Consider the following 17,316-nt stretch of genomic DNA (forward strand, 5'->3'; position numbering starts at 1 on the left):
CGGGGCCCCCGCGGCCCGCCGCGCCGCGTCGTGGGTGATCCGACATCGCGGGTAGACCCGCGGGCCGTCCGGAACTCATCGCGCGGGCCGAAATCAATCCGGGATCGCGCCGACCCGGTAGGCGGTGCCTCCCGCCGCGCGGGCCCGGTCGAGCAGGGCGCGGTTGGCGGCGAGCATCTCCGGGACGGGCGCGGATCCGGGGGAGGCGGTCTTCAGGACGCTGAACAGCACCGGTTCCGGCGGTGCGGCGAGCATCGGCACGTGCCCGACGCGCAGCGCCTTGACCAGGACGATCCCGCTGAGGCCGAGGTCGTGGGGCGTCATGCCCTTGAGCGTGGTCTCGATGACGTCGGCGGCGCGTTCGCGCGGCAGGAACACCATGGCCCACGGGTGCGGCCGCGCCCACTCGCCGAGCGCGACGAGCTCCTCGACGTCGGGGCGCATGCGGTCGGCGAACGCGAGGAAGGGCAGCTCTTCGGTCTCGGCGGTGCCCGGCGGGACCGGGCCGTCCCCGTACAGGGTGGCCTTGATCTCGTACCGCCATCCGTCCGGCGACGGCTTGGCCTGCCCCGAGATGTCGTCGGCCGCGAGCTCGCCCTGCAGCCGCAGTAGGTCGGCCGCGTCGCGGCATGGGACGGTGCAGGTCAGGACCCGTTCCGGCGCCGGGACGAGGCGCAGCGTCGCGCTCGTGATCACGCCGTGCCGGCCGAGCCCGCCCCGGACCGCGTCGAACAGTTCCGGCCGGACGCGCGGCGAGCACGGGACGGCCTGCCCGTCCTTCACGACGTCGAGGGCGAGGACGTGGTCGGCCTGCGTCCCGTGCAGGTGGGAGGTGCCGCCGACGCCGCCCGCCGAGATCGTCCCGCCGACGGTCACGTCGAGGAAGTCGGTCAGCACGGGCGGGGCGAGGCCGTGCGGCAGCGTCGCGGCCAGTACCTCGCGCCAGGTCGTCCCGGCGCCGGCGACCGCGTGCCCGGAGGCGACGTCCTCCACCCCGGCGAGGCCCCGCATGTCGAGGCAGATCCCGCTGGTCAGCGACTGGCCGAACGTCGAGTGCCCGCACCCGCGGGGGACCGCGTCCAGCCGCCGCGCCCGCGCCTCCCGCAGCGCGTCGGCGACCTCGTCCGCGCTGCGCGGCCGCACCGACCGCGCCGGTGCGCCCGCCACGATCCCGCCGAAGTCCCGCATGGAACCGAGCGTCCCAGCACGGCCGCGGCCAGGGAACCCCGGTCGGCCTCCGGGCGTCCGGCCGCCGCTCAGCGGGCGCGCAGGCGGTCGCCGACGCGGGTCAGGGCGTCCCCGAGGAGTTCGATCTCCGCGGGGGTGAGGACGTCGATGAGCGCCTCCCGGACGACCCTGCGGTGCCCGGGGCGGACCCGGTCCAGGGTGGCGGCGCCGTCCTCGGTGAGCTCCGCCCACACCGAGCGCCGGTCGGACTCGCAGCCGGTCCGCTTGACCAGCCCCGCCTGCTCCAGCCGGGTGACCTGGTAGGTGAGCCGGCTCTTGGAGATCATCACCTCGCGCGCGAGGTCGGACATGCGCAGCCGGCCGCCGCCGGCCAGGCGCAGCCGCACCAGCACCTCGAACTCCGCGTGCGACAGCCCGCCGTCCCGTTTGAGTTGCCGCTCGATCTCGTGGTCGAGCAGGTGCCCGGCGGCCAGGAAGGCCGTCCAGGCGCGCAGCTCGGCCGGTTCGAGGGCGTCCCCCGCGTCCGTCATACGGGTGATTCTAGTTGACCTGGACGTCAACTGAAGTTTCTAGATGGTCTGAATTTGAACGATGTCTGCTACGGTCGGGATGGTTCAACTTTTAACCATCGACGCGAGACACCGGAGGACCGGCAATGCTCCCCGCCCGACGCCATCCCCTGCTGCCCGACGCCGGACTGCTGATCGGCCGGCTGGCCCTCGGCGCGATCCTCATCGCGCACGGCTGGCAGAAGCTGCACGACACCGGCCACGCGGCGGTCGCCGCGCAGTTCGACGGCCTCGGCATCCCGATGCCCGGCGCGTCGGCCTACTTCGGCACCTGGGTCGAACTGGCCGGCGGCGCCGCGCTGGTCGCCGGCGTCCTGCTCCCCGTCGCCGGCGTGCTGATCGCCGTGGACATGGCCGGCGCGTTCTGGTTCGTGCACAAGGACCACGGCCTGTTCTCGGAGAAGGGCGGCTACGAGTACGTCCTGATGCTCGGCGCCGCCGCGCTGCTGTTCGCCCTCGCCGGCGGAGGCCGGTTCTCCCTGGACGCGGTCCTGTGGCGGCGCCTGACCCGGCGCAGCGAGACCGGCGCCGCCGACCGTCGGCCCGTCCACGTCTGACCCGCCCGTACCGGCCCCCGCGCAGGAATTCACGAGCGCGGGGGCCGCCGCGTTGCCAGGATGGCGCCATGGACGCGTGGAAGGCGGTGATGGCCGAATACGCCGCGCTGGAGGCGCAGCAGGCCGACCCCCGCGTCCACAGGGACTTCCGGCGCGCGCGCAGGTTGCGCCGTTGCACGGAGGCACTGCGGCCGCTCAACGAGGACGCGGTGCGCCTCAGGACTCTCCTGGACGACCTGCGAGACGTCCAGGGGCTGACCGCCGACCCCGCCTGGCGCGCCGAGGCCGGCCGGATCGAGCGGGAGGCGGCGCTTCTGCGGGCGGACCTGGCCGCCGCGGTCGACGCCCGTGATCCCTTCGACCCGTACGACGTCATCGTGCTGATCGACGCGGAGGCGGGCGACCACCGCCCCGTCCAGGTCGTCGTGGACGCCTACCGCGAGGACGCGCGCGTCAGGGGCTGGCGCGTCGAGCATCTCTACAACGACCCGCCGCCGCACTGGGCGATGCTGGGCATCGGGGCGGGGGAGGAGGGGCCCGGTCCCTGGTCCGTGCTGAAGAACGGCGCCGGACCTCGGACGGTGCGCACTGCGGACGGCCTCGCCGCCGCGCACGTCACCGTCCTGCCCGACGCGGGCCCCGCCCTCGTTGATCCCCGGGACGTCCGCATCGACCTGTACTGCACGCGCGATCCGGGCGCCCAGACCACGCTGCGGGTGCTCCACGAACCGACCGGCATCGGCGCTTACGGACGCGATCCGGTCCCCGCGCGCGCCCAGGCGAACGCCCTGCGCGTCGTATGGGCTCAACTCGCGGCGATGAAGAGCGCCCCTGAAGGCCGCTACCAGGCGGTTCCGCAGCCGCCGGGCGGGCATCTGCGCCTGCGGGCCGCGACGGGCCCGGCCGCAGCAGTGTGATCTACGCGACTTTTCTCGTGCCCTGGACAGGGAAGGTGACATTCAGGTAAACAACGGTCACCAGCCTGGAAAGGGATATGGTCCGGTCCAAAACCGGGCCGTGGGCGCCCCGCCTCCCTGACATCCCGGTTTTCTGTCATCGGGTCTTTACGTCGAACTGACACAATGTTCCCGATGACCGTTTCTGGGCATGGTGATGACGGAGAGTTCCTCGAGAGGCGGGTCGCTGGTGTCGCGCGGTAGTGAGTTCGTTGTGGTGGCCAATCGGCTTCCGGTCGACCGGAGCGTCGGCGCGGACGGAGTTCCGGCCTGGCGGCGCAGCCCGGGCGGGCTCGTCAGCGCGATCGCCCCGGTGATGCGGCGCAGGAACGGCACCTGGATCGGCTGGACGGGTGCGCCCGACGAGGAGTTGCAGCCGTTCGACGAGGACGGCATGTCGCTGTATCCCATCGCGCAGTCCGCCGAGGAGGTCGCGCTCTATTACGAGGGCTTCTCCAACGCCACGCTGTGGCCGCTCTACCACGACGTCGTCGCCCCGCCCATCTACGACCGCGCCATGTGGGACGCCTATGTGCGGGTGAACCGGCGGTTCGCGGAGGCGGCGGCGAAGGTCGCGTCCGACGGCGCGATCGTCTGGGTGCAGGACTACCAGCTCCAGCTCGTCCCGGCGATGCTGCGCGCGCTCCGCCCGGACCTGCGCATCGGCTTCTTCCTGCACATCCCGTTCCCGCCGGTCGAGCTGTTCTGGCAGCTGCCCTGGCGGCGGCAGATCCTGGAGGGCCTGCTCGGCGCCGACCTCGTCGGCTTCCAGCTGCCCGGCGCGGCGGCCAACTTCGTCCGGCTGTGCCGGCGGCTGCTGGACACCCGCTACTCCAAGCAGGACGTCTTCTGGGACGACCGGGTCGTGCGGGCCCGCGCCTTCCCGATCTCGGTGGACGTCGGCGAGCTGAACGACCTGGTCGGGCGCCCCGACGTGGTCGAGCGCGCGCAGGAGATCCGCACCGACCTCGGCGACGCGACGGTCCTGCTGGGCGTCGACCGGCTCGACTACACCAAGGGCATCACCCAGCGGCTGCAGGCGTTCGGCGAGCTGTTCGGCGACGGCCACCTCAAGCCGGGCCAGGCGGTGTTCGTGCAGATCGCGACGCCGAGCCGGGAGCGCGTCGAGCAGTACCAGCTGCTGCGCGAGGAGATCGAGCAGCAGGTCGGCCGGATCAACGGCGAATACGGCGAGATCGGGTTTCCGGTCATCCACTATCTGCACAGCTCGTATGACCGTTCCGAGCTGACCGCGCTCTACCTGGCCGCGGACGTGATGGTGGTCACCCCGCTGCGCGACGGGATGAACCTGGTGGCCAAGGAGTACGTGGCCTGCCGCCGGGACCTGCGCGGATCGCTCGTGCTCAGCGAGTTCGCCGGTGCCGCCGCCGAGCTGAAGCGCGGCGCCTTCCAGGTCAACCCCTACGACATCGACGGCCTGAAGGGCACGCTGCTGGCCGCCCTGGCCGCCGAGCCCGCCGAGCAGGCCCGGCGGATGCGCTCGATGCGCCGCCGCGTCATCGAGCACGACGTGGACCGCTGGGCGCAGGACTTCCTCAGCGAGCTGGAGCGCCCCGTCCGGTCGGTCCCGTCGCCGGTCAGCGTGCTGGAGGGCTGACCCGCAGGTCGAAGGAGGCCCAGACGGCCTTCCCGCCGGTGGACAGCCGGGCCCAGCCCCACGCGTCGCTGACCCCGCTCACCACGAGCAGCCCGCGGCCGCCCTCGACGAAGCGGTCCGGGTCGTTCGGCAGCGGCTCGGGCGCGCGCGCCCCCGGGTCGGTCACCGTGACGACGAGCCGCCGCGGGTGACCCACCAGGACGACCTGGATCGGGCACAGCGGCAGCGGCTGGGGGAGCCCCTCCAGGCCGTGCCGCAGCGCGTTCGTCACCAGTTCCGAGACGGCGACGACGACGTCCTCGGCGTCCTCGGTCAGGCCCCACTCGCGCAGTGTGGCCTGGGTGAACTCGCGCGCGGTGCGCGGCGCGGTGATCTCCGCGGGCAGCACCTTGCGGGCGGTGCGGGGAGTGCCGGCGTGCGCGGCGGGCCACAGCCCGGCGAGTCCGGGCGCGGGCTCCGGGGCGTTCGCTGGAGCGTTCGGGCGCGCGGCCGCCTGCGGGGCGTCCGGCCAGGGCGCGTGCACGGCGTGCCGCGGTCCGCGGCCGCTCATGGCGGCGTGGGCCGCGACGTCGTCTGCCTGGTCAACGGTCATTTCTCGAACCTCGAAGGCGTGCTGAGTCGGTACCGGCGAGCGTTCGCTATCTTGCTCCCCAAGTCGTGCAGATGCAAGACCGTCTGCATGAACGAATGCAAGAACGAATGCACGTGCATCTCGTACCATGGTGTGGGGTGGGGCGAGATCGCGGCCTTCCCGCAGGGGGAGGCCGAGACGCCTGAGGGGGCACAAACGATGAACGGCCACCAGATGCCGGACTGGCGCGACGGGCTGGTCTGGCAGAAGAGCCGGCGCAGCAACCCCAGCGGGAACTGCGTCGAGATGGCCGAACTCCCGACCGGGGAGATCGCGGTGCGCAACTCCAGGGACCCGGAGGGGGCCGTGCTCGTCTACACGCGCGAGGAGGTGGAGGCGTTCGTGGGCGGGGCCAAGGACGGCGACTTCGACCACATGCTGGTCTGACCGTCCAATGAACCGAACGGGATTCCATTCGGCCCGTCCGGCCCGGTAACGTGCGGCCATGCACCTGGGGCACGTAGCGGCACAGACGCCCGACAAGCCCGCCGTGATCATGGCGGGCTCCGGCCGGGTCGTCACCTTCCGGGAACTGAACGAGGCGTCCAACCGGCTCGCGCGGCTGCTCCACGCGGAGGGGCTGCGGCCGGGCGACCACATCGCCTTCATGCTGGAGAACCATCCGCTCTACCTGGCCGTGGCATGGGCCGCCCAGCGGTCCGGGCTCTACTACACGGCCATCAGCTCCCGGCTCCAGGCGGAGGAGCTCGCCTACATCGTGGGCAACTGCGAGGCCAAGGTCTTCATCACCAGCGCGTCGATGACGGCCGCCGCGCAGGACCCGCCGGACGTGCCGCTGCGCCTCATGCTCGGCGGCACGGCACCGGGCTACGACTCCTACGAGGAACGCGTCGCCGCGCACCCCGCCGAGCCGATCGAGCACGAGTGCGAGGGGCAGGACATGCTCTACTCCTCGGGCACGACCGGGCGCCCCAAGGGCGTCAAACCGCCGCTGACGCAGGCGCCCATGGGCACCGCCGGCCCGCTCTACATGCTGATCACCGGGCTTTTCGGGGCCGGCGGCGACTCGGTGTACCTGTCCCCGGCGCCGCTCTACCACGCCGCGCCGCTGCGCTACTCGATGATCTTCCAGCGGTGCGGCGCCACCGTGGTGGTCATGGAGAAGTTCGACGCCGAGCAGGCCCTCGCCGCCATCGAGAAGTACGGCGTCACGCACAGCCAGTGGGTGCCGACCATGTTCATCCGGATGCTGAAGCTGCCGGACGAGGTCCGCGCCAAGTACGACCTGTCGAGCCTGGCGTGCGCCGTGCACGCCGCCGCGCCCTGCCCCGTGCCGGTCAAGGAGCGGATGATCGACTGGTGGGGCCCGATCCTGCACGAGTACTACGCGGGCACCGAGGGCAACTGCTTCGTCTACACCAACTCCGAGGACTGGCTGGCGCACAAGGGCACCGTCGGCCGGCCCATCCTCGGGGAGGTCCACGTCCTGGACGAGGACGGCGCCGAGCAGCCCCCGGGCACACCCGGCACGCTGTACTTCGGCGGCGGCCCGTCGTTCGAGTACCACGGCGACCAGGCCAAGACCGACGCGTCCCGCGACCCCTGGGGGCACGGGTGGACGACGCTCGGCGACATCGGCCACCTCGACGAGGACGGCTTCCTCTACCTCACCGACCGCCGCTCCTACATGATCATCAGCGGCGGGGTGAACATCTACCCGCAGGAGGCGGAGAACGTCCTCGCGGTGCATCCGGAGGTCGCGGACGTCGCGGTGTTCGGCGTCCCGGACGCCGAGATGGGGGAGGCGGTCAAGGCCGTCGTCCAGCCGGCGTCCCTGGACGACGCGGGCCCCGAGCTGGAGGCGGAGCTGATCGCCTACTGCCGCGAGCACCTCGCCCACTACAAGTGCCCGCGCTCGGTCGACTTCCGGCCCGAACTGCCGCGCCACCCGACGGGCAAGCTCTACAAGCGCCTGCTCCGGGACGAGTACTGGAAGGACCAGAGCCCGGCGTCCGCCTGATCCGGCGTTGGAACGTCCATAAACGGGGCTCAGAGCCCCGAGGACGGCGAAAGCCCCGGTCCGGGAACAGGATTCCCGGACCGGGGCTCGCAGGACGTCAGCGGCGTCCTAGTGCATCGCCATCGGCACTTCGGCCTTCTCCGCGGCGGCGGTGGTGTCCGGCCGCTTGCGCGGCAGCAGCAGCGCCGGGAGGAAGGCCAGCGCCAGCAGCGCCACCGCGTACCAGTAGGTGTGCTGGAACGCGTCCGCCATCGGCCCGGCGATCTTGTGCATGATCGCCTCCGGGACCTTCTGCCCGGGCTTCGCCTGGCCGCCCCCGCCGAACGGCTTGAGGTTGGACGCCAGCGTGTTCGCCAGCAGCACCGAGATCAGCGCGGTGCCGAGCGACGTCGACACCTGCTGGATGATGTTCAGCATCGTGCTGGCCCGCGGCACCTCGTCGTGCTCCAGGGTCTGGATCGCGGCGGCCATGGTCGGCATCATCGTCATGCCCATGCCGAGGCCCATCACGAACAGCACCGCGCCGAGCGCCCAGAAGGACGTGTCGGCCCCCAGGATCGCGGCGAAGCCCGCCACCGACAGCACCACCACGACCAGGCCCACGAGGACCACCCGGCCGGGACCGATCCGGTCGGTCAGCTTGCCGCCGATCGGCATGGTGACCATCGCGCCGAGGCCCTGCGGGGCCAGCAGCAGGCCCGAGTGCAGGGCGCCCTGCCCGCGCACCGTCTGGTAGTACAGCGGGAGCAGCAGCATCGCGCCCATGAACGCCGCCATGAACAGCACCATCGTGCCGGACGCGGCCAGCACCGAGCGGCGCTTGAGCAGCCGCAGGTCGATCAGCGGGCTCTTGGCGTTCAGCGCCCGGAACACGAACCCGATCACCAGGACCGCGCCGACCACGGTCGGGAGCAGCCCCTCCGGCTTGGTGAAGTCCTTCAGCTCGGCGCCCTTGGCGAGGCCGTAGATCAGCGCGGCCAGGCCGGGGGACAGCAGGAGCAGGCCGGGGATGTCCAGCCGCTCGCCCCGGCGCGGCTCGTCCCGCTTCAGGATCCGCCCGGACATGAACAGCGCGACGATGCCGATCGGCAGGTTGATGAAGAAGATCCACCGCCACGACACGTCGTCGACCAGCCAGCCGCCGAGGATGGGGCCGAGGATCGGGCCGAGCAGCATCGGGATGCCGACGACGCTCATCACCTGGCCGACCCGCTTCGGGCCGGCGGCCTGCGTCAGGATCGTCATGCCGGCCGGCATGATCATGCCGCCGCCGAGGCCCTGCAGCACCCGGAACACGATCAGCGAGCTCGCCGACCAGGCCACCCCGGCCAGCATCGAGCCGATCACGAACAGCCCGATCGAGATCATGTAGAGCCGCTTGGTGCCGAACCGTGCCGCGGCCCACCCGGTGATCGGGATCACCGTGGCCAGCGCGAGGGTGTATCCGGTCGCGACCCACTGGATGGTGGCCAGCGGGGCGTCGAACTCCTTGGTCAGGTCATTGATCGCGACGTTGACGACGGTCACGTCGAGGATGGACATGATCGCGCCGAGGACGACGCACATGGCCACCGCGAGCACGCCGCGGTCCAGCCCCCCGCCGGGGGGCTGGTCCGCCAGCGGGCCGTCCGCCGTCTGCGAGGACGCGGGAGCGGTCAACTCTCTTCCAATCGTCAGGGGCCCGTGCATGCGGGCACGCGGGACCGTGGGGGAACGTTCTCGGGGATACCGCAGCAAAATACTGCAGAGACTGACACTTTCGCGAACGAGTTAACTTCGCGGCCTTCGGGACTATTCCAGGAGGGTCCGACACTCTGACCGGGGTCTGCGCTGCTCCCCGGCCTCCAGGCTCCGACCTCGACCGCGGTCGAGGTCAACACAGTGTGACGCATCCGACATCGAGGTCTCCCCCTCCCTACAGAGCGTCCCGAACCGTACGCACAGGCAGACCGGCGCCCCACGAAGAACTCATCGCCCGTACCCCGAAATTTCCAACAACGTCCCATCACTTGCCACGCCCCGTGACGACGCCCTCAGGAAACCTTCAACCGCCGCCCCAACGCCTCGGCCCCTCGCACCTCCTGCCCCGCGGCAATGCGAACGATCAGCTTCCGGTTCCCCGCCAACGGCGAGAGATCGAGCCCCGGGGCGGCTTCGATGAGATCGAGAGACCGCAGCCGGGGCAGGGACGCCAGCGGAGCGAGGTTGGTGATGTCACGGCAGCCGCTCAGGTCCAACGTGGACAGCTTGCGGAGGCCGGACAGCGGTCAGATTCCCTACGCCGCTCCGATCCAGGTAGAGAGGTAGGCGACGCTCAGTGTTGTCTGCGGACGCGTGAACCGCTCGAAGCGAACACCGAGGAGCTCCAGCGTGTCCAGGCTTTCGCTGATGGACGCGAGGTAGCGCCGGGTGAACTCGTCGTCGTCGGCTTTGCCTTCCGGGGCCGTGAGCGTTCGTGCGGGGAGCCGGGACAGGGCGGCTCCGACCTGGTCGGCGAGTCCGGTGAGCCGCGCGAGTGTTTCGGCGGACGCGCGCGGCCCGAACTCCGGTAGGTGAATGACGATGCGCGCCAGGCAGTCGCAGCACTCGTCCAGCACGACCTCGTAAAGGTGCGCGCCCGCCTCGCCCAGCTCGAACTCCGCCCGCCGTGCCGATAGCCGCGACCGCAGGCCCCGCGCGAGCTTCACCGGGTCGGCGTCCGCCGCGAAGAAGGCCTCGTCCGAGAGGTCGGCGGTGTCGAGGGTGTGGACGACGGCGAACAGCGCCGCGTCGCGGTCGCCGTCGGTGAGCCCGCCGAACTCGTTGGCGGCGAACGTCAGGAGCCGTTCGGCCACCGAGTCGGCGATGTCCTCGAACTGCCGCTGGACGCGCCGCCGTCTGATCTCGTCGGGGAAACCCGTCCTGATCAGCTCGGTGAGGTCCTTTCCGGCGGCGTCCCTGGTGGAACGTCCGGCGATGAACCGCCCGACGGCCAGCCGCGCCACCGACGCGCCCACCCGCAAAGCCGCCACCTCGACCGACATGGCACCTCCGCTTCAGCCGGAAGAGCCATTATGGCGAGAACCCAGGTCTCACGCGACCGCCATTGTCCGGTCTTCGCGCGTCCCCGAGATCTCTTGCGGCACATGAACGAACCCCTGGCGGCGCCGCGAGGCGACCGACACCCTCAGGTCCGGGCGGTACGCCGCAGGGCATATCCCGTCGTATCCATGCTTGACGATTCCCCAGTAGATGTCTTCGGAGACCGCGAGAACGAGCGGTGAACTGCTCGCCCGCAGGCATTTCTTCAGCCTCGGCGCGTCCAGTAATCGACAGGCCAGGTCGATCGCCTCACCGAACGGCCCGTTCTCGTCCCGGTGGATCTCGCCTGCGTGCACGACGGCTCGAAGGCGCATGCACCTGCTCGGCCGCTCCGCCGCCGATATCGACTCGTTGTAGTCGGCCAGCTGCCGGTTGAGGCCCGGAACGAGGCGGGACAGCAGATGGGTCTTCGGTAGTTCGTCGACCGGGTGGAACAGTGCGAGGACGCCGTCTCCGCGGTCCTCGAACGGGTCGCACCACCGGTCCTCGATGCCCGCGGCCGCCATGGCCCGCTTCACCTGGCCGTAGATCTGGCTCCGCAGTTCCTCCTTGATCGGGTTCGTGCGGAGCGCCCCGGTCGAGTTCTCCAGGTCGACGGCCAGAATGCTCCTGTGCACCGGGTTGCCGCTCACCTGGACGCCCCCAAATTCGCTCTGCTGTTAGAACCTCTGGCAATAGTCTGCAACCGGTTCTCTGAGTCGTGCAAGGTGCACAGCGGCATGCATCGCACCCGGATCGCCTCTGTATCCATCTGGCAAGGTTGACGACTTCCAGTGAGACAGAATGATGTCAAAGGTGGGGAACCGCTTTTCCGCGAGGTCTGGTGATCCAGGCGGCGCGAGGTTATCGTTGCCCTGCAACTTGCAGATCGGCGTCCGGGCCGCAGAACCGAAACCGATTCGCTGGGAGGCCGGGGTGGCAGCAGCGCCGACCGTCCGCCGTCGCCGCCTCGGCATCGAGTTGCGGAGGCTGCGGGAGCACCTCGGCCGCACGGTCGAGGAGGTCGCAGATCGGCTCGGCTGGTCTCCGTCGAAACTGAGCCGCATTGAGAACGCCCGGATCGGCGTGCGGGTCTCGGACGTCCGGCTGTTGCTGGAGTTGTACCGCGTGGGGGAGAGGCACAAGGGGGAGGTGCTGGCCCTCGCGCAGGCCGCGACGGAGCACGGCTGGTGGGCCGGGTACCGGGATGTCCTGTCCGGCGAATTCGGTACCTATGTCGCCCTGGAGGACGAGGCGCGCACCGCGCTCACCTTCACCACGTACGCCGTTCCGGGGCTCTTGCAGAGCAAGGATTACGCGCACCGCATATTGAGCAGCGGGAGGGTCATCGCCGTTTCCACTCCGCGCGAGGTCGAGCGCCGGCTGGAACTGCGCATGCGGCGGCAGGAAGTGCTGCACGGCGATGGTTCCCTGACCCTCTCGGCCGTGGTGGACGAGTCCGTCCTGCTGCGCGTCATCGGCGGCCGGGATATCATGCGCCGGCAGATGCTCGATCTGCTCGAACTCGCTGAATTACCGAATGTCCACGTCCACGTGCTTCCCCTGGACGTCGACCGAGAGCCGATATTCGCGGACGACTTCACACTTCTGGATTTCGCACCCGCCTACGACGTCACCTTCCCTGACGTGGTCTACCTGGAGAATCTGTCGACCACGGCGGTGCTTCAGCGCGACGGCGTCACGCACATGTACCGGTTGTGCTGGGAGGCGCTCAGGTCGGTCTCGCTTTCCGCGGACGAGTCGCTGCGGCGGATATCCCGGGCGGCGGAGGAATGGGGTCCGTCCGGCGCCCGGAGCTGCGCCGACGTGTGATCACGACCGCGGATCGGCCTGCTTCGAGAGCCTCGGCAGCGCCTGGAAATCCTGCCGGGAGATGATGAGGACGGGTCCGTCGGTCCCTTGCTTGGAGTCTCGCATGGCGATGCCGCCCGGCGAATGGCGGGCGACCTCTACGCAATACGTCTCCTTGCATCTGCGACTCTTGCGCCATGCCGACGGCTGTGCGTCGGATGTCGGGCCGGTCGCGTCGTCGTCCGCCCATTCGGGCATGCGGGGTCCTTTCCTTCCAACGGGGCCGCAGGTCGCGGGCTGGGGTAGAGAGTAGCGAGGACGCCGTCGACTTCGAGGGGTTTCCTGCAACATTCCCGACATGTTCTCTAACTAGGAAAAAACCGGACAGCCCGGACCAAATGAACGCTTGGTTCGCTTGGTCCTCATGCGCGGGCGACGAATCGGGCGCCCGGGCGGTGCGTCGCCGCCCGAGAATGACCGGCTGGCCATTTTCTGGCTGGGCGCCTAATTCGTGAGAGTCTCAATCGCCCATCGAATGGTCGTCCGTGGAGACGGCCACCACCGCGCGCCGGCTCCTCGTGCGGCTCCCGCACCGAACGAATCGTGTTGACGGCTGGCGGCGGGGCGGGCAGGATGCGGGGGGTTGTGATCATCTAGAGGATCTGAGGGGCCTGGCCCGGGGACGGTCCGGCAACCTGCTTTTGTGGCAAGGTGCCAATGCCAGGAGCGATGAGGAGAGTTCATGGGCGTGCGCCTTGATGTTCCTGTGCTGGCCGGGACGGTCGTCCGGCTGGAGCCGCTGTCGATGGGGCATGTGCCGGAGCTGGCGGAGGCCGCCGAGGAGAACCGGTCGTCGTACGGGTTCACGCTCGTGCCCGGTGCGGCGGACATGGAGTCGTACGTCGCCGGGCAGCTCGCGCGGCCTGGGCTGACGCCGTTCGCGCAGGTCAGGGTCGCGGACGGGAAAGCGGTGGGGCATACGGGGCTGTGGGATCCGCGGACGTGGCCCGGCACGGAGCGGTTGAGCGCGATCGAGATCGGGTGGACGTGGCTGGCGGCGTCCGCGCAGGGCACCGGCATCAACGTCGAGGCGAAGAAGCTCCTGTTCACCTACGCGTTCGAGACGCTGGGCGTGGTGCGCGTCGACCTCAAGACCGATGCGCGGAACGAGCGGTCGCGGCGGGCGATCGAACGGCTCGGCGTGCATTTCGAGGGCGTCCTGCGGAGCTGGTCGCCGTCGTGGGCACCGGACGAGGAGGGCACGCTGCGTGATTCGGCGATGTTCTCGGTGGTCGAGCCGGAATGGCCGTCGGTGAAGACGGCCATGACGAATCGTCTGGCGGAGACCGTCGGGCGGTGACGGTGAGGGAACTTCCCGGGTGCGCGCCGGTGCTGGGCGGGGCGCTCGTGCGGCTGGAGCCGCTGTCGATGGGGCATGTGCCGGAGTTGGCGGAGGCCGCCGAGGAGGGACGGGCGGCGTACGGGTTCACTCCGGTGCCTTCCGCGGCCGGGATGGAGTCGTACGTCGCCGGCAAGCTCGACCGCTCTGAGCTGATGCCGTTTGCGCAGGTCAGGGTGATGGATGGGAAGGCGGTCGGGCACACCGCGCTGTTGCATCCGCGGCCGTGGCCCGGCCGGGACCGGCTGTGCGCGGTCGAGATCGGGTGGACGTGGCTGGCGGCGTCCGCGCAGGGCACCGGCATCAACGCCGAGGCCAAGAGGCTCCTGTTCGGCTATGCCTTCGAGACGCTGGGCGTGGCACGCGTGGAGCTCAAGACGGATGCGCGCAACGAGCGGTCGCGGCGGGCCATCGAGCGGCTCGGCGTGCATTTCGAGGGGGTGCTGCGCAGCTACTCGGAGTCGTGGGTGCCCGGCGAGGAGGACGAGCTGCGGGACACGGCCATCTTCTCGGTGATCGCCGACGAATGGCCGTCCGTGAAGACGACCATGACGAACGTCTTGGCAGGGGCCGTCCAGCCCTGACGGCACCCAGCGGCCCTATTGCTGGGTCAGCGAGTCCAGTAGTTCACGGCCGTGCTGCCATGAGCCCAGGCTGCTGGCGGAGTTGATGTGTCCGCACGCGCCCGCCAGGTGCCATCGCGCCTCCCATCGCGCCGCGAAGCCGGCGGCTGCCTCGGGGGTGCAGTACGGGTCGTCGGTGCTGCCCACCACCAGGGCCGGGCACGGCAGCGGCTGCGACGACACGTCGGTGAACGTTGCGGCCGCCTGGTGGGGGAACGCCGGCCCGTCCGGGTCGGGGGGCGCGACCAGGAACGCGGCGCCTGGCGGGCTTGAGGGATTCCTGTTCAGCCAGGTGGACGCCGCCCAGCAGCCCAGGCTGTGGGCTACCAGCACGACGCGGCGGTCCCGCCGGGAAGCCTCGTCGTACGCCTCCTGTACGGCACCGACCCAGTCGTCCAGGTCGGGGGCGGACCAGGAGGCAGGGGAGATCCGCACCGCCGAGGTGTCCCACTGCCGCTCCCACAGGGTCTGCCAGTGCTGCTCGTCCGACCCGTCGATGCCCGGGATGATGATGTATGCGGTCACTGCCCACCACCGTTTCACTCGTCGCTCCCTGCGATCATGGGTGCGCTCGACGCAGATTCTGATGGATGCATCAGGGCGGTGGTGGCAGCGCAAGTGATCTCAAAGAAGATGGTGCGGACGACAATGGAATCACTCGACCGGATTGACCGGGACATCCTCGCCCTGCTCCAGACCGACGGCCGGCTGACCGGCGCGGAGGTCGGGCGCCGTGTCGGACTCTCGCAACCCGCGGCCAGCGCGCGCATCCAGCGGCTGGAGAAGAGCGGTGTCATCACCGGCTACCGGGCCCTGGTCGACCCGGAAGCCCTCGGACTGAACATCCACGCGGTCGTCCGGCTGCGCACCACGCACGCCCGGCTCGCACCCGCCTTGGACTTCGCCTCCCGGACTTCCGAGATCACCTCCACCCTCAGGGTCACCGGGGAGGACTGCCTCATCTTCGACGTCCACTGCCCGCAGGCAGGACGGCTCGAAGAAGTCGTCGACGCACTCGCCCGGTACGGCCCGGTCACCACGTCCCTCGTGCTTCGCGCCTATCCGCGGAAGCCGCTGACCGACGCCACGCCGTCAACGTCATGACCCGTGGCAAGCACTAGAGCTCGAACCAGACGGCGTGGCCCTGGCCGCGTGGCTCCGTGCCCCAGGCCTTCGCGATGGACGCGACGATCCGCAGGCCGCGGCCGGTGACGTCCAGCTCGGCCGCCTCGGCGACGTGCGGGACGGTCACCGCCCGCCCGTCATCGATGACCGCGATCCGGACGGCCCGCGCCGAGTAGGCCACCTCCACCCGGATCTGCCCGTCCCGCCCCGACTCGGTGTAGCGCAGCGCGTTCGTCAGCAGCTCGCTCATACACAGCGCCGCGTCGTCCAGGCACGGGTGCTCCCGGCCCAGTACGTCGCGCAGCCACCGCCGCGCGTGCCCCACCGCCCGGTCCATCCCCGGCAACAGAAGCGCGTCGAACCTCATGGTCGGCGCAGTCATCGCTCACTCCCTTCGCGTCGTTGTCGCGAAAAGGATGAGCGGGCAGGGACGTGACGAGCGATGCGTTCGCCGGCCTCGGCTCCAGGTCCTCGGGCAACAGTGCCTCAGTCACTTTTGACTCGGGCACTGTTGCCGCCTTGGTTGGAAACCTTCACGGTCACGCAAAGTCAAGGCATGATTACGCCATGGAGAACGCGCAGCGCCCGACCATGCGAAGCCGCAAGCTCGGCCAGCGCCTTCGCGCCATCCGTGAGGACCGAGGGCTCACCCTCCAGAAGGCCGCCCGCCTGCTCAACCGCACCCCGTCCTCGCTCAGCAAGCTCGAAACCGGCAAACGCGGCATCCGCCGCCCCGCCCTGGAGCACATGCTCGACCGCTACGAGATCGTCGACCTTGACGAGCGGCAAGTCCTCTACGACCTCGCCCGAGACTCCGGCAAGAAGGGCTGGTGGCTCCGCTACGAGGGAAAAATCTCCGCCTCGATGTTGGATTACATCTCGATCGAGGCGGAGGCTGTATCCAGCAGGACTTTTCAACTCCACCTAATTCCTGGACTCCTTCAGACTGAAGACTATGCTCGCGCGGTCATCGGCTCCACGATTTCCATGGGCGATCCCCATGACGTCGAGGGGCTCACTGAGCTGCGAATGCGCCGTCAGCAGATTCTCTACCGTGATGCGCCTCTTCGTTTCTGGGCCATCCTCGGCGAGGCGGCGCTCTATCAGCAGTTCGGGGGTGCTGAAGTGATGCGAGGGCAGCTTCGACGCCTGGTAGATGTGGCAGCCTTGCCGAATGTGACCTTACAGGTACTCCCGTTCGCTGCGGGTGCGCACCCTGGTCACAATGGTTCGTTCACTACCTTGGCGACTGAAGATTTGTCTGTTGTTCTTGTTGAGAATCAGACGGCGGGCTGGTATCTAGAAGATCTTGCGGATATCCGCTACCACGACATGGTCTTTGACCATCTGAGGGCGGCCGCGCTTGCGCCATCAGACTCCATAGCGATGATCCAGCGGCTAGTGTCGGCACCATGACCAGCAAGGAGTTTTGGTTCTCCCCTTGGCGGAAGAGCAGCCACAGCGGCGGTGGCGGTTCAGAGTGCGTGGAGGTCGCCGCCGTTTGGCGGAAGAGCAGCCACAGTGGCGGTGAAGGACAGGAGTGCGTCGAGGCCGCTGTGGCCTGGCGCAAGAGCAGTCGCAGTAGTGGCAGCGAGGGGCAGTGTGTTGAGGTGGCGGCGGTAGAGCGCCGGGTGGCGGTGCGGGACTCGAAGGATCCGGACGGGGCGGTGCTGGCCGTCGCGCCGTCCGGGTGGGCGTCCCTCCTCGCCGATGCCAAGGCCGGATCCTTCGACCTCGCTCGCTGACGCGGGTACCGGGGGACGAGTGCGCGAGCATCCGTTCCCCGGACGGTCGGGT

21 protein-coding genes and 1 riboswitch are annotated in these 17,316 nt (G+C 69.8%); of the genes, 11 read left to right on the forward strand and 10 right to left on the reverse strand.

The genetic code is table 11. The features are described 5' to 3' along the window. Positions 1 to 93: 93 nt before the first annotated feature. On the reverse strand, positions 94 to 1,188 hold the full coding sequence (locus ACA514_RS12410; protein ID WP_375041220.1) for an FAD-binding protein: 1,095 nt from the start codon (positions 1,186 to 1,188) through the stop codon (positions 94 to 96). A 68-nt stretch (positions 1,189 to 1,256) separates the two neighbouring features. Then, entirely contained in the window at positions 1,257 to 1,718 is a 462-nt protein-coding gene (locus ACA514_RS12415; protein WP_375041221.1) for a MarR family winged helix-turn-helix transcriptional regulator, read from the reverse strand. 125 nt (positions 1,719 to 1,843) lie between these two features. Between ACA514_RS12415 and ACA514_RS12420 the strand changes: the two genes are divergently transcribed. From ACA514_RS12420 to ACA514_RS12430, 3 genes are all read left to right on the forward strand, one after another. Next, positions 1,844 to 2,314, forward strand: a complete 471-nt coding sequence (locus tag ACA514_RS12420) for a DoxX family protein (RefSeq protein WP_375041222.1) — start codon at positions 1,844 to 1,846, stop codon at positions 2,312 to 2,314. Between the two features lie 68 nt (positions 2,315 to 2,382). Next, entirely contained in the window at positions 2,383 to 3,231 is an 849-nt protein-coding gene (locus ACA514_RS12425; protein ID WP_375041223.1) for a PCRF domain-containing protein, read from the forward strand. A 196-nt stretch (positions 3,232 to 3,427) separates the two neighbouring features. Next, positions 3,428 to 4,888 carry a trehalose-6-phosphate synthase gene (locus tag ACA514_RS12430; RefSeq protein ID WP_375041494.1) on the forward strand — a complete coding sequence of 487 codons (1,461 nt, stop codon included), beginning with the start codon at positions 3,428 to 3,430 and terminating at the stop codon, positions 4,886 to 4,888. Here ACA514_RS12430 and ACA514_RS12435 read toward each other — a convergent pair. Continuing rightward, positions 4,869 to 5,480, reverse strand: a complete 612-nt coding sequence (locus ACA514_RS12435) for an ATP-binding protein (protein ID WP_375041224.1) — start codon at positions 5,478 to 5,480, stop codon at positions 4,869 to 4,871. The two genes, ACA514_RS12430 and ACA514_RS12435, sit on opposite strands and share 20 nt — an antisense overlap. Positions 5,481 to 5,678: 198 nt before the next feature. Between ACA514_RS12435 and ACA514_RS12440 the strand changes: the two genes are divergently transcribed. After that, on the forward strand, positions 5,679 to 5,906 hold the full coding sequence (locus tag ACA514_RS12440; RefSeq protein ID WP_344273933.1) for a DUF397 domain-containing protein: 228 nt from the start codon (positions 5,679 to 5,681) through the stop codon (positions 5,904 to 5,906). A 58-nt stretch (positions 5,907 to 5,964) separates the two neighbouring features. Continuing rightward, the gene (locus ACA514_RS12445; protein WP_375041225.1) at positions 5,965 to 7,500 is read left to right on the forward strand and encodes an acyl-CoA synthetase; all 1,536 of its coding nucleotides are present in this window, start codon (positions 5,965 to 5,967) and stop codon (positions 7,498 to 7,500) included. Between the two features lie 108 nt (positions 7,501 to 7,608). Here the strand turns inward: ACA514_RS12445 and ACA514_RS12450 are convergent, their stop codons facing one another. The 4 genes from ACA514_RS12450 to ACA514_RS12465 form a co-directional block, all read right to left on the reverse strand. Then, positions 7,609 to 9,159 carry a DHA2 family efflux MFS transporter permease subunit gene (locus ACA514_RS12450; protein WP_375041226.1) on the reverse strand — a complete coding sequence of 517 codons (1,551 nt, stop codon included), beginning with the start codon at positions 9,157 to 9,159 and terminating at the stop codon, positions 7,609 to 7,611. Between the two features lie 374 nt (positions 9,160 to 9,533). Further along, positions 9,534 to 9,737 carry a leucine-rich repeat domain-containing protein gene (locus ACA514_RS12455; RefSeq protein WP_375041227.1) on the reverse strand — a complete coding sequence of 68 codons (204 nt, stop codon included), beginning with the start codon at positions 9,735 to 9,737 and terminating at the stop codon, positions 9,534 to 9,536. Between the two features lie 39 nt (positions 9,738 to 9,776). Beyond that, positions 9,777 to 10,523 carry a hypothetical protein gene (locus ACA514_RS12460; protein ID WP_375041228.1) on the reverse strand — a complete coding sequence of 249 codons (747 nt, stop codon included), beginning with the start codon at positions 10,521 to 10,523 and terminating at the stop codon, positions 9,777 to 9,779. A 48-nt stretch (positions 10,524 to 10,571) separates the two neighbouring features. Then, positions 10,572 to 11,198 (reverse strand): hypothetical protein, encoded by a 627-nt coding sequence (locus ACA514_RS12465; protein WP_375041229.1) that lies wholly within the window; start codon positions 11,196 to 11,198, stop codon positions 10,572 to 10,574. A gap of 244 nt (positions 11,199 to 11,442) precedes the next feature. Between ACA514_RS12465 and ACA514_RS12470 the strand changes: the two genes are divergently transcribed. Next, positions 11,443 to 12,393, forward strand: a complete 951-nt coding sequence (locus ACA514_RS12470; RefSeq protein WP_375041230.1) for a Scr1 family TA system antitoxin-like transcriptional regulator — start codon at positions 11,443 to 11,445, stop codon at positions 12,391 to 12,393. On the opposite strand, the gene ACA514_RS12475 is transcribed toward ACA514_RS12470, so the two are convergent. After that, entirely contained in the window at positions 12,394 to 12,630 is a 237-nt protein-coding gene (locus tag ACA514_RS12475; protein WP_375041231.1) for a DUF397 domain-containing protein, read from the reverse strand. A 388-nt stretch (positions 12,631 to 13,018) separates the two neighbouring features. Then, positions 13,019 to 13,108, forward strand: a riboswitch (SAM riboswitch). Between the two features lie 6 nt (positions 13,109 to 13,114). Between ACA514_RS12475 and ACA514_RS12480 the strand changes: the two genes are divergently transcribed. Both ACA514_RS12480 and ACA514_RS12485 read left to right on the forward strand, forming a co-directional pair. Next, complete coding sequence (locus ACA514_RS12480; RefSeq protein ID WP_375041232.1) at positions 13,115 to 13,732, forward strand: GNAT family N-acetyltransferase; 618 nt, start codon at positions 13,115 to 13,117, stop codon at positions 13,730 to 13,732. Beyond that, entirely contained in the window at positions 13,729 to 14,355 is a 627-nt protein-coding gene (locus ACA514_RS12485; RefSeq protein ID WP_375041233.1) for a GNAT family N-acetyltransferase, read from the forward strand. Before ACA514_RS12480 ends, ACA514_RS12485 begins: the two co-directional genes overlap by 4 nt. Positions 14,356 to 14,370: 15 nt before the next feature. On the opposite strand, the gene ACA514_RS12490 is transcribed toward ACA514_RS12485, so the two are convergent. Continuing rightward, positions 14,371 to 14,919, reverse strand: coding sequence for an RBBP9/YdeN family alpha/beta hydrolase (locus tag ACA514_RS12490; RefSeq protein WP_375041234.1), 549 nt, complete (start codon positions 14,917 to 14,919; stop codon positions 14,371 to 14,373). Positions 14,920 to 14,955: 36 nt separating this feature from the next. Between ACA514_RS12490 and ACA514_RS12495 the strand changes: the two genes are divergently transcribed. Continuing rightward, on the forward strand, positions 14,956 to 15,498 hold the full coding sequence (locus ACA514_RS12495) for an Lrp/AsnC family transcriptional regulator (RefSeq protein ID WP_375041235.1): 543 nt from the start codon (positions 14,956 to 14,958) through the stop codon (positions 15,496 to 15,498). A 13-nt stretch (positions 15,499 to 15,511) separates the two neighbouring features. Here ACA514_RS12495 and ACA514_RS12500 read toward each other — a convergent pair whose 3' ends face one another. Next, positions 15,512 to 15,901, reverse strand: coding sequence for an ATP-binding protein (locus ACA514_RS12500; RefSeq protein WP_375041236.1), 390 nt, complete (start codon positions 15,899 to 15,901; stop codon positions 15,512 to 15,514). Between the two features lie 185 nt (positions 15,902 to 16,086). Here ACA514_RS12500 and ACA514_RS12505 point away from each other — a divergent pair, with 185 nt between their 5' ends. Both ACA514_RS12505 and ACA514_RS12510 read left to right on the forward strand, forming a co-directional pair. After that, positions 16,087 to 16,935, forward strand: a complete 849-nt coding sequence (locus ACA514_RS12505) for a helix-turn-helix domain-containing protein (protein ID WP_375041237.1) — start codon at positions 16,087 to 16,089, stop codon at positions 16,933 to 16,935. Then, positions 16,932 to 17,264: a DUF397 domain-containing protein gene (locus ACA514_RS12510; protein WP_375041238.1), complete on the forward strand. Its 333-nt coding sequence runs from the start codon at positions 16,932 to 16,934 to the stop codon at positions 17,262 to 17,264. Before ACA514_RS12505 ends, ACA514_RS12510 begins: the two co-directional genes overlap by 4 nt. Positions 17,265 to 17,316: the final 52 nt, after the last annotated feature.

The sequence above is a fragment of the Actinomadura sp. NTSP31 genome, from assembly GCF_041951385.1.
Lineage (GTDB): Bacteria > Actinomycetota > Actinomycetes > Streptosporangiales > Streptosporangiaceae > Spirillospora > Spirillospora napierensis.

Bases quoted from the DNA above. Each gene is read 5' to 3' on its own strand.
- ACA514_RS12500 (WP_375041236.1), bottom strand. From the start codon at position 15,901: ATGACTGCGCCGACCATGAGGTTCGACGCGCTTCTGTTGCCGGGGATG.
- ACA514_RS12425 (WP_375041223.1), top strand. From the start codon at position 2,383: ATGGACGCGTGGAAGGCGGTGATGGCCGAATACGCCGCGCTGGAGGCG.
- ACA514_RS12430 (WP_375041494.1), top strand. From the start codon at position 3,428: ATGACGGAGAGTTCCTCGAGAGGCGGGTCGCTGGTGTCGCGCGGTAGT.
- ACA514_RS12435 (WP_375041224.1), bottom strand. From the start codon at position 5,480: ATGACCGTTGACCAGGCAGACGACGTCGCGGCCCACGCCGCCATGAGC.
- ACA514_RS12440 (WP_344273933.1), top strand. From the start codon at position 5,679: ATGAACGGCCACCAGATGCCGGACTGGCGCGACGGGCTGGTCTGGCAG.
- ACA514_RS12495 (WP_375041235.1), top strand. From the start codon at position 14,956: ATGGGTGCGCTCGACGCAGATTCTGATGGATGCATCAGGGCGGTGGTG.
- ACA514_RS12475 (WP_375041231.1), bottom strand. From the start codon at position 12,630: ATGCCCGAATGGGCGGACGACGACGCGACCGGCCCGACATCCGACGCA.
- ACA514_RS12460 (WP_375041228.1), bottom strand. From the start codon at position 10,523: ATGTCGGTCGAGGTGGCGGCTTTGCGGGTGGGCGCGTCGGTGGCGCGG.
- ACA514_RS12415 (WP_375041221.1), bottom strand. From the start codon at position 1,718: ATGACGGACGCGGGGGACGCCCTCGAACCGGCCGAGCTGCGCGCCTGG.
- ACA514_RS12510 (WP_375041238.1), top strand. From the start codon at position 16,932: ATGACCAGCAAGGAGTTTTGGTTCTCCCCTTGGCGGAAGAGCAGCCAC.
- ACA514_RS12505 (WP_375041237.1), top strand. From the start codon at position 16,087: ATGGAGAACGCGCAGCGCCCGACCATGCGAAGCCGCAAGCTCGGCCAG.
- ACA514_RS12480 (WP_375041232.1), top strand. From the start codon at position 13,115: ATGGGCGTGCGCCTTGATGTTCCTGTGCTGGCCGGGACGGTCGTCCGG.
- ACA514_RS12445 (WP_375041225.1), top strand. From the start codon at position 5,965: ATGCACCTGGGGCACGTAGCGGCACAGACGCCCGACAAGCCCGCCGTG.
- ACA514_RS12420 (WP_375041222.1), top strand. From the start codon at position 1,844: ATGCTCCCCGCCCGACGCCATCCCCTGCTGCCCGACGCCGGACTGCTG.
- ACA514_RS12410 (WP_375041220.1), bottom strand. From the start codon at position 1,188: ATGCGGGACTTCGGCGGGATCGTGGCGGGCGCACCGGCGCGGTCGGTG.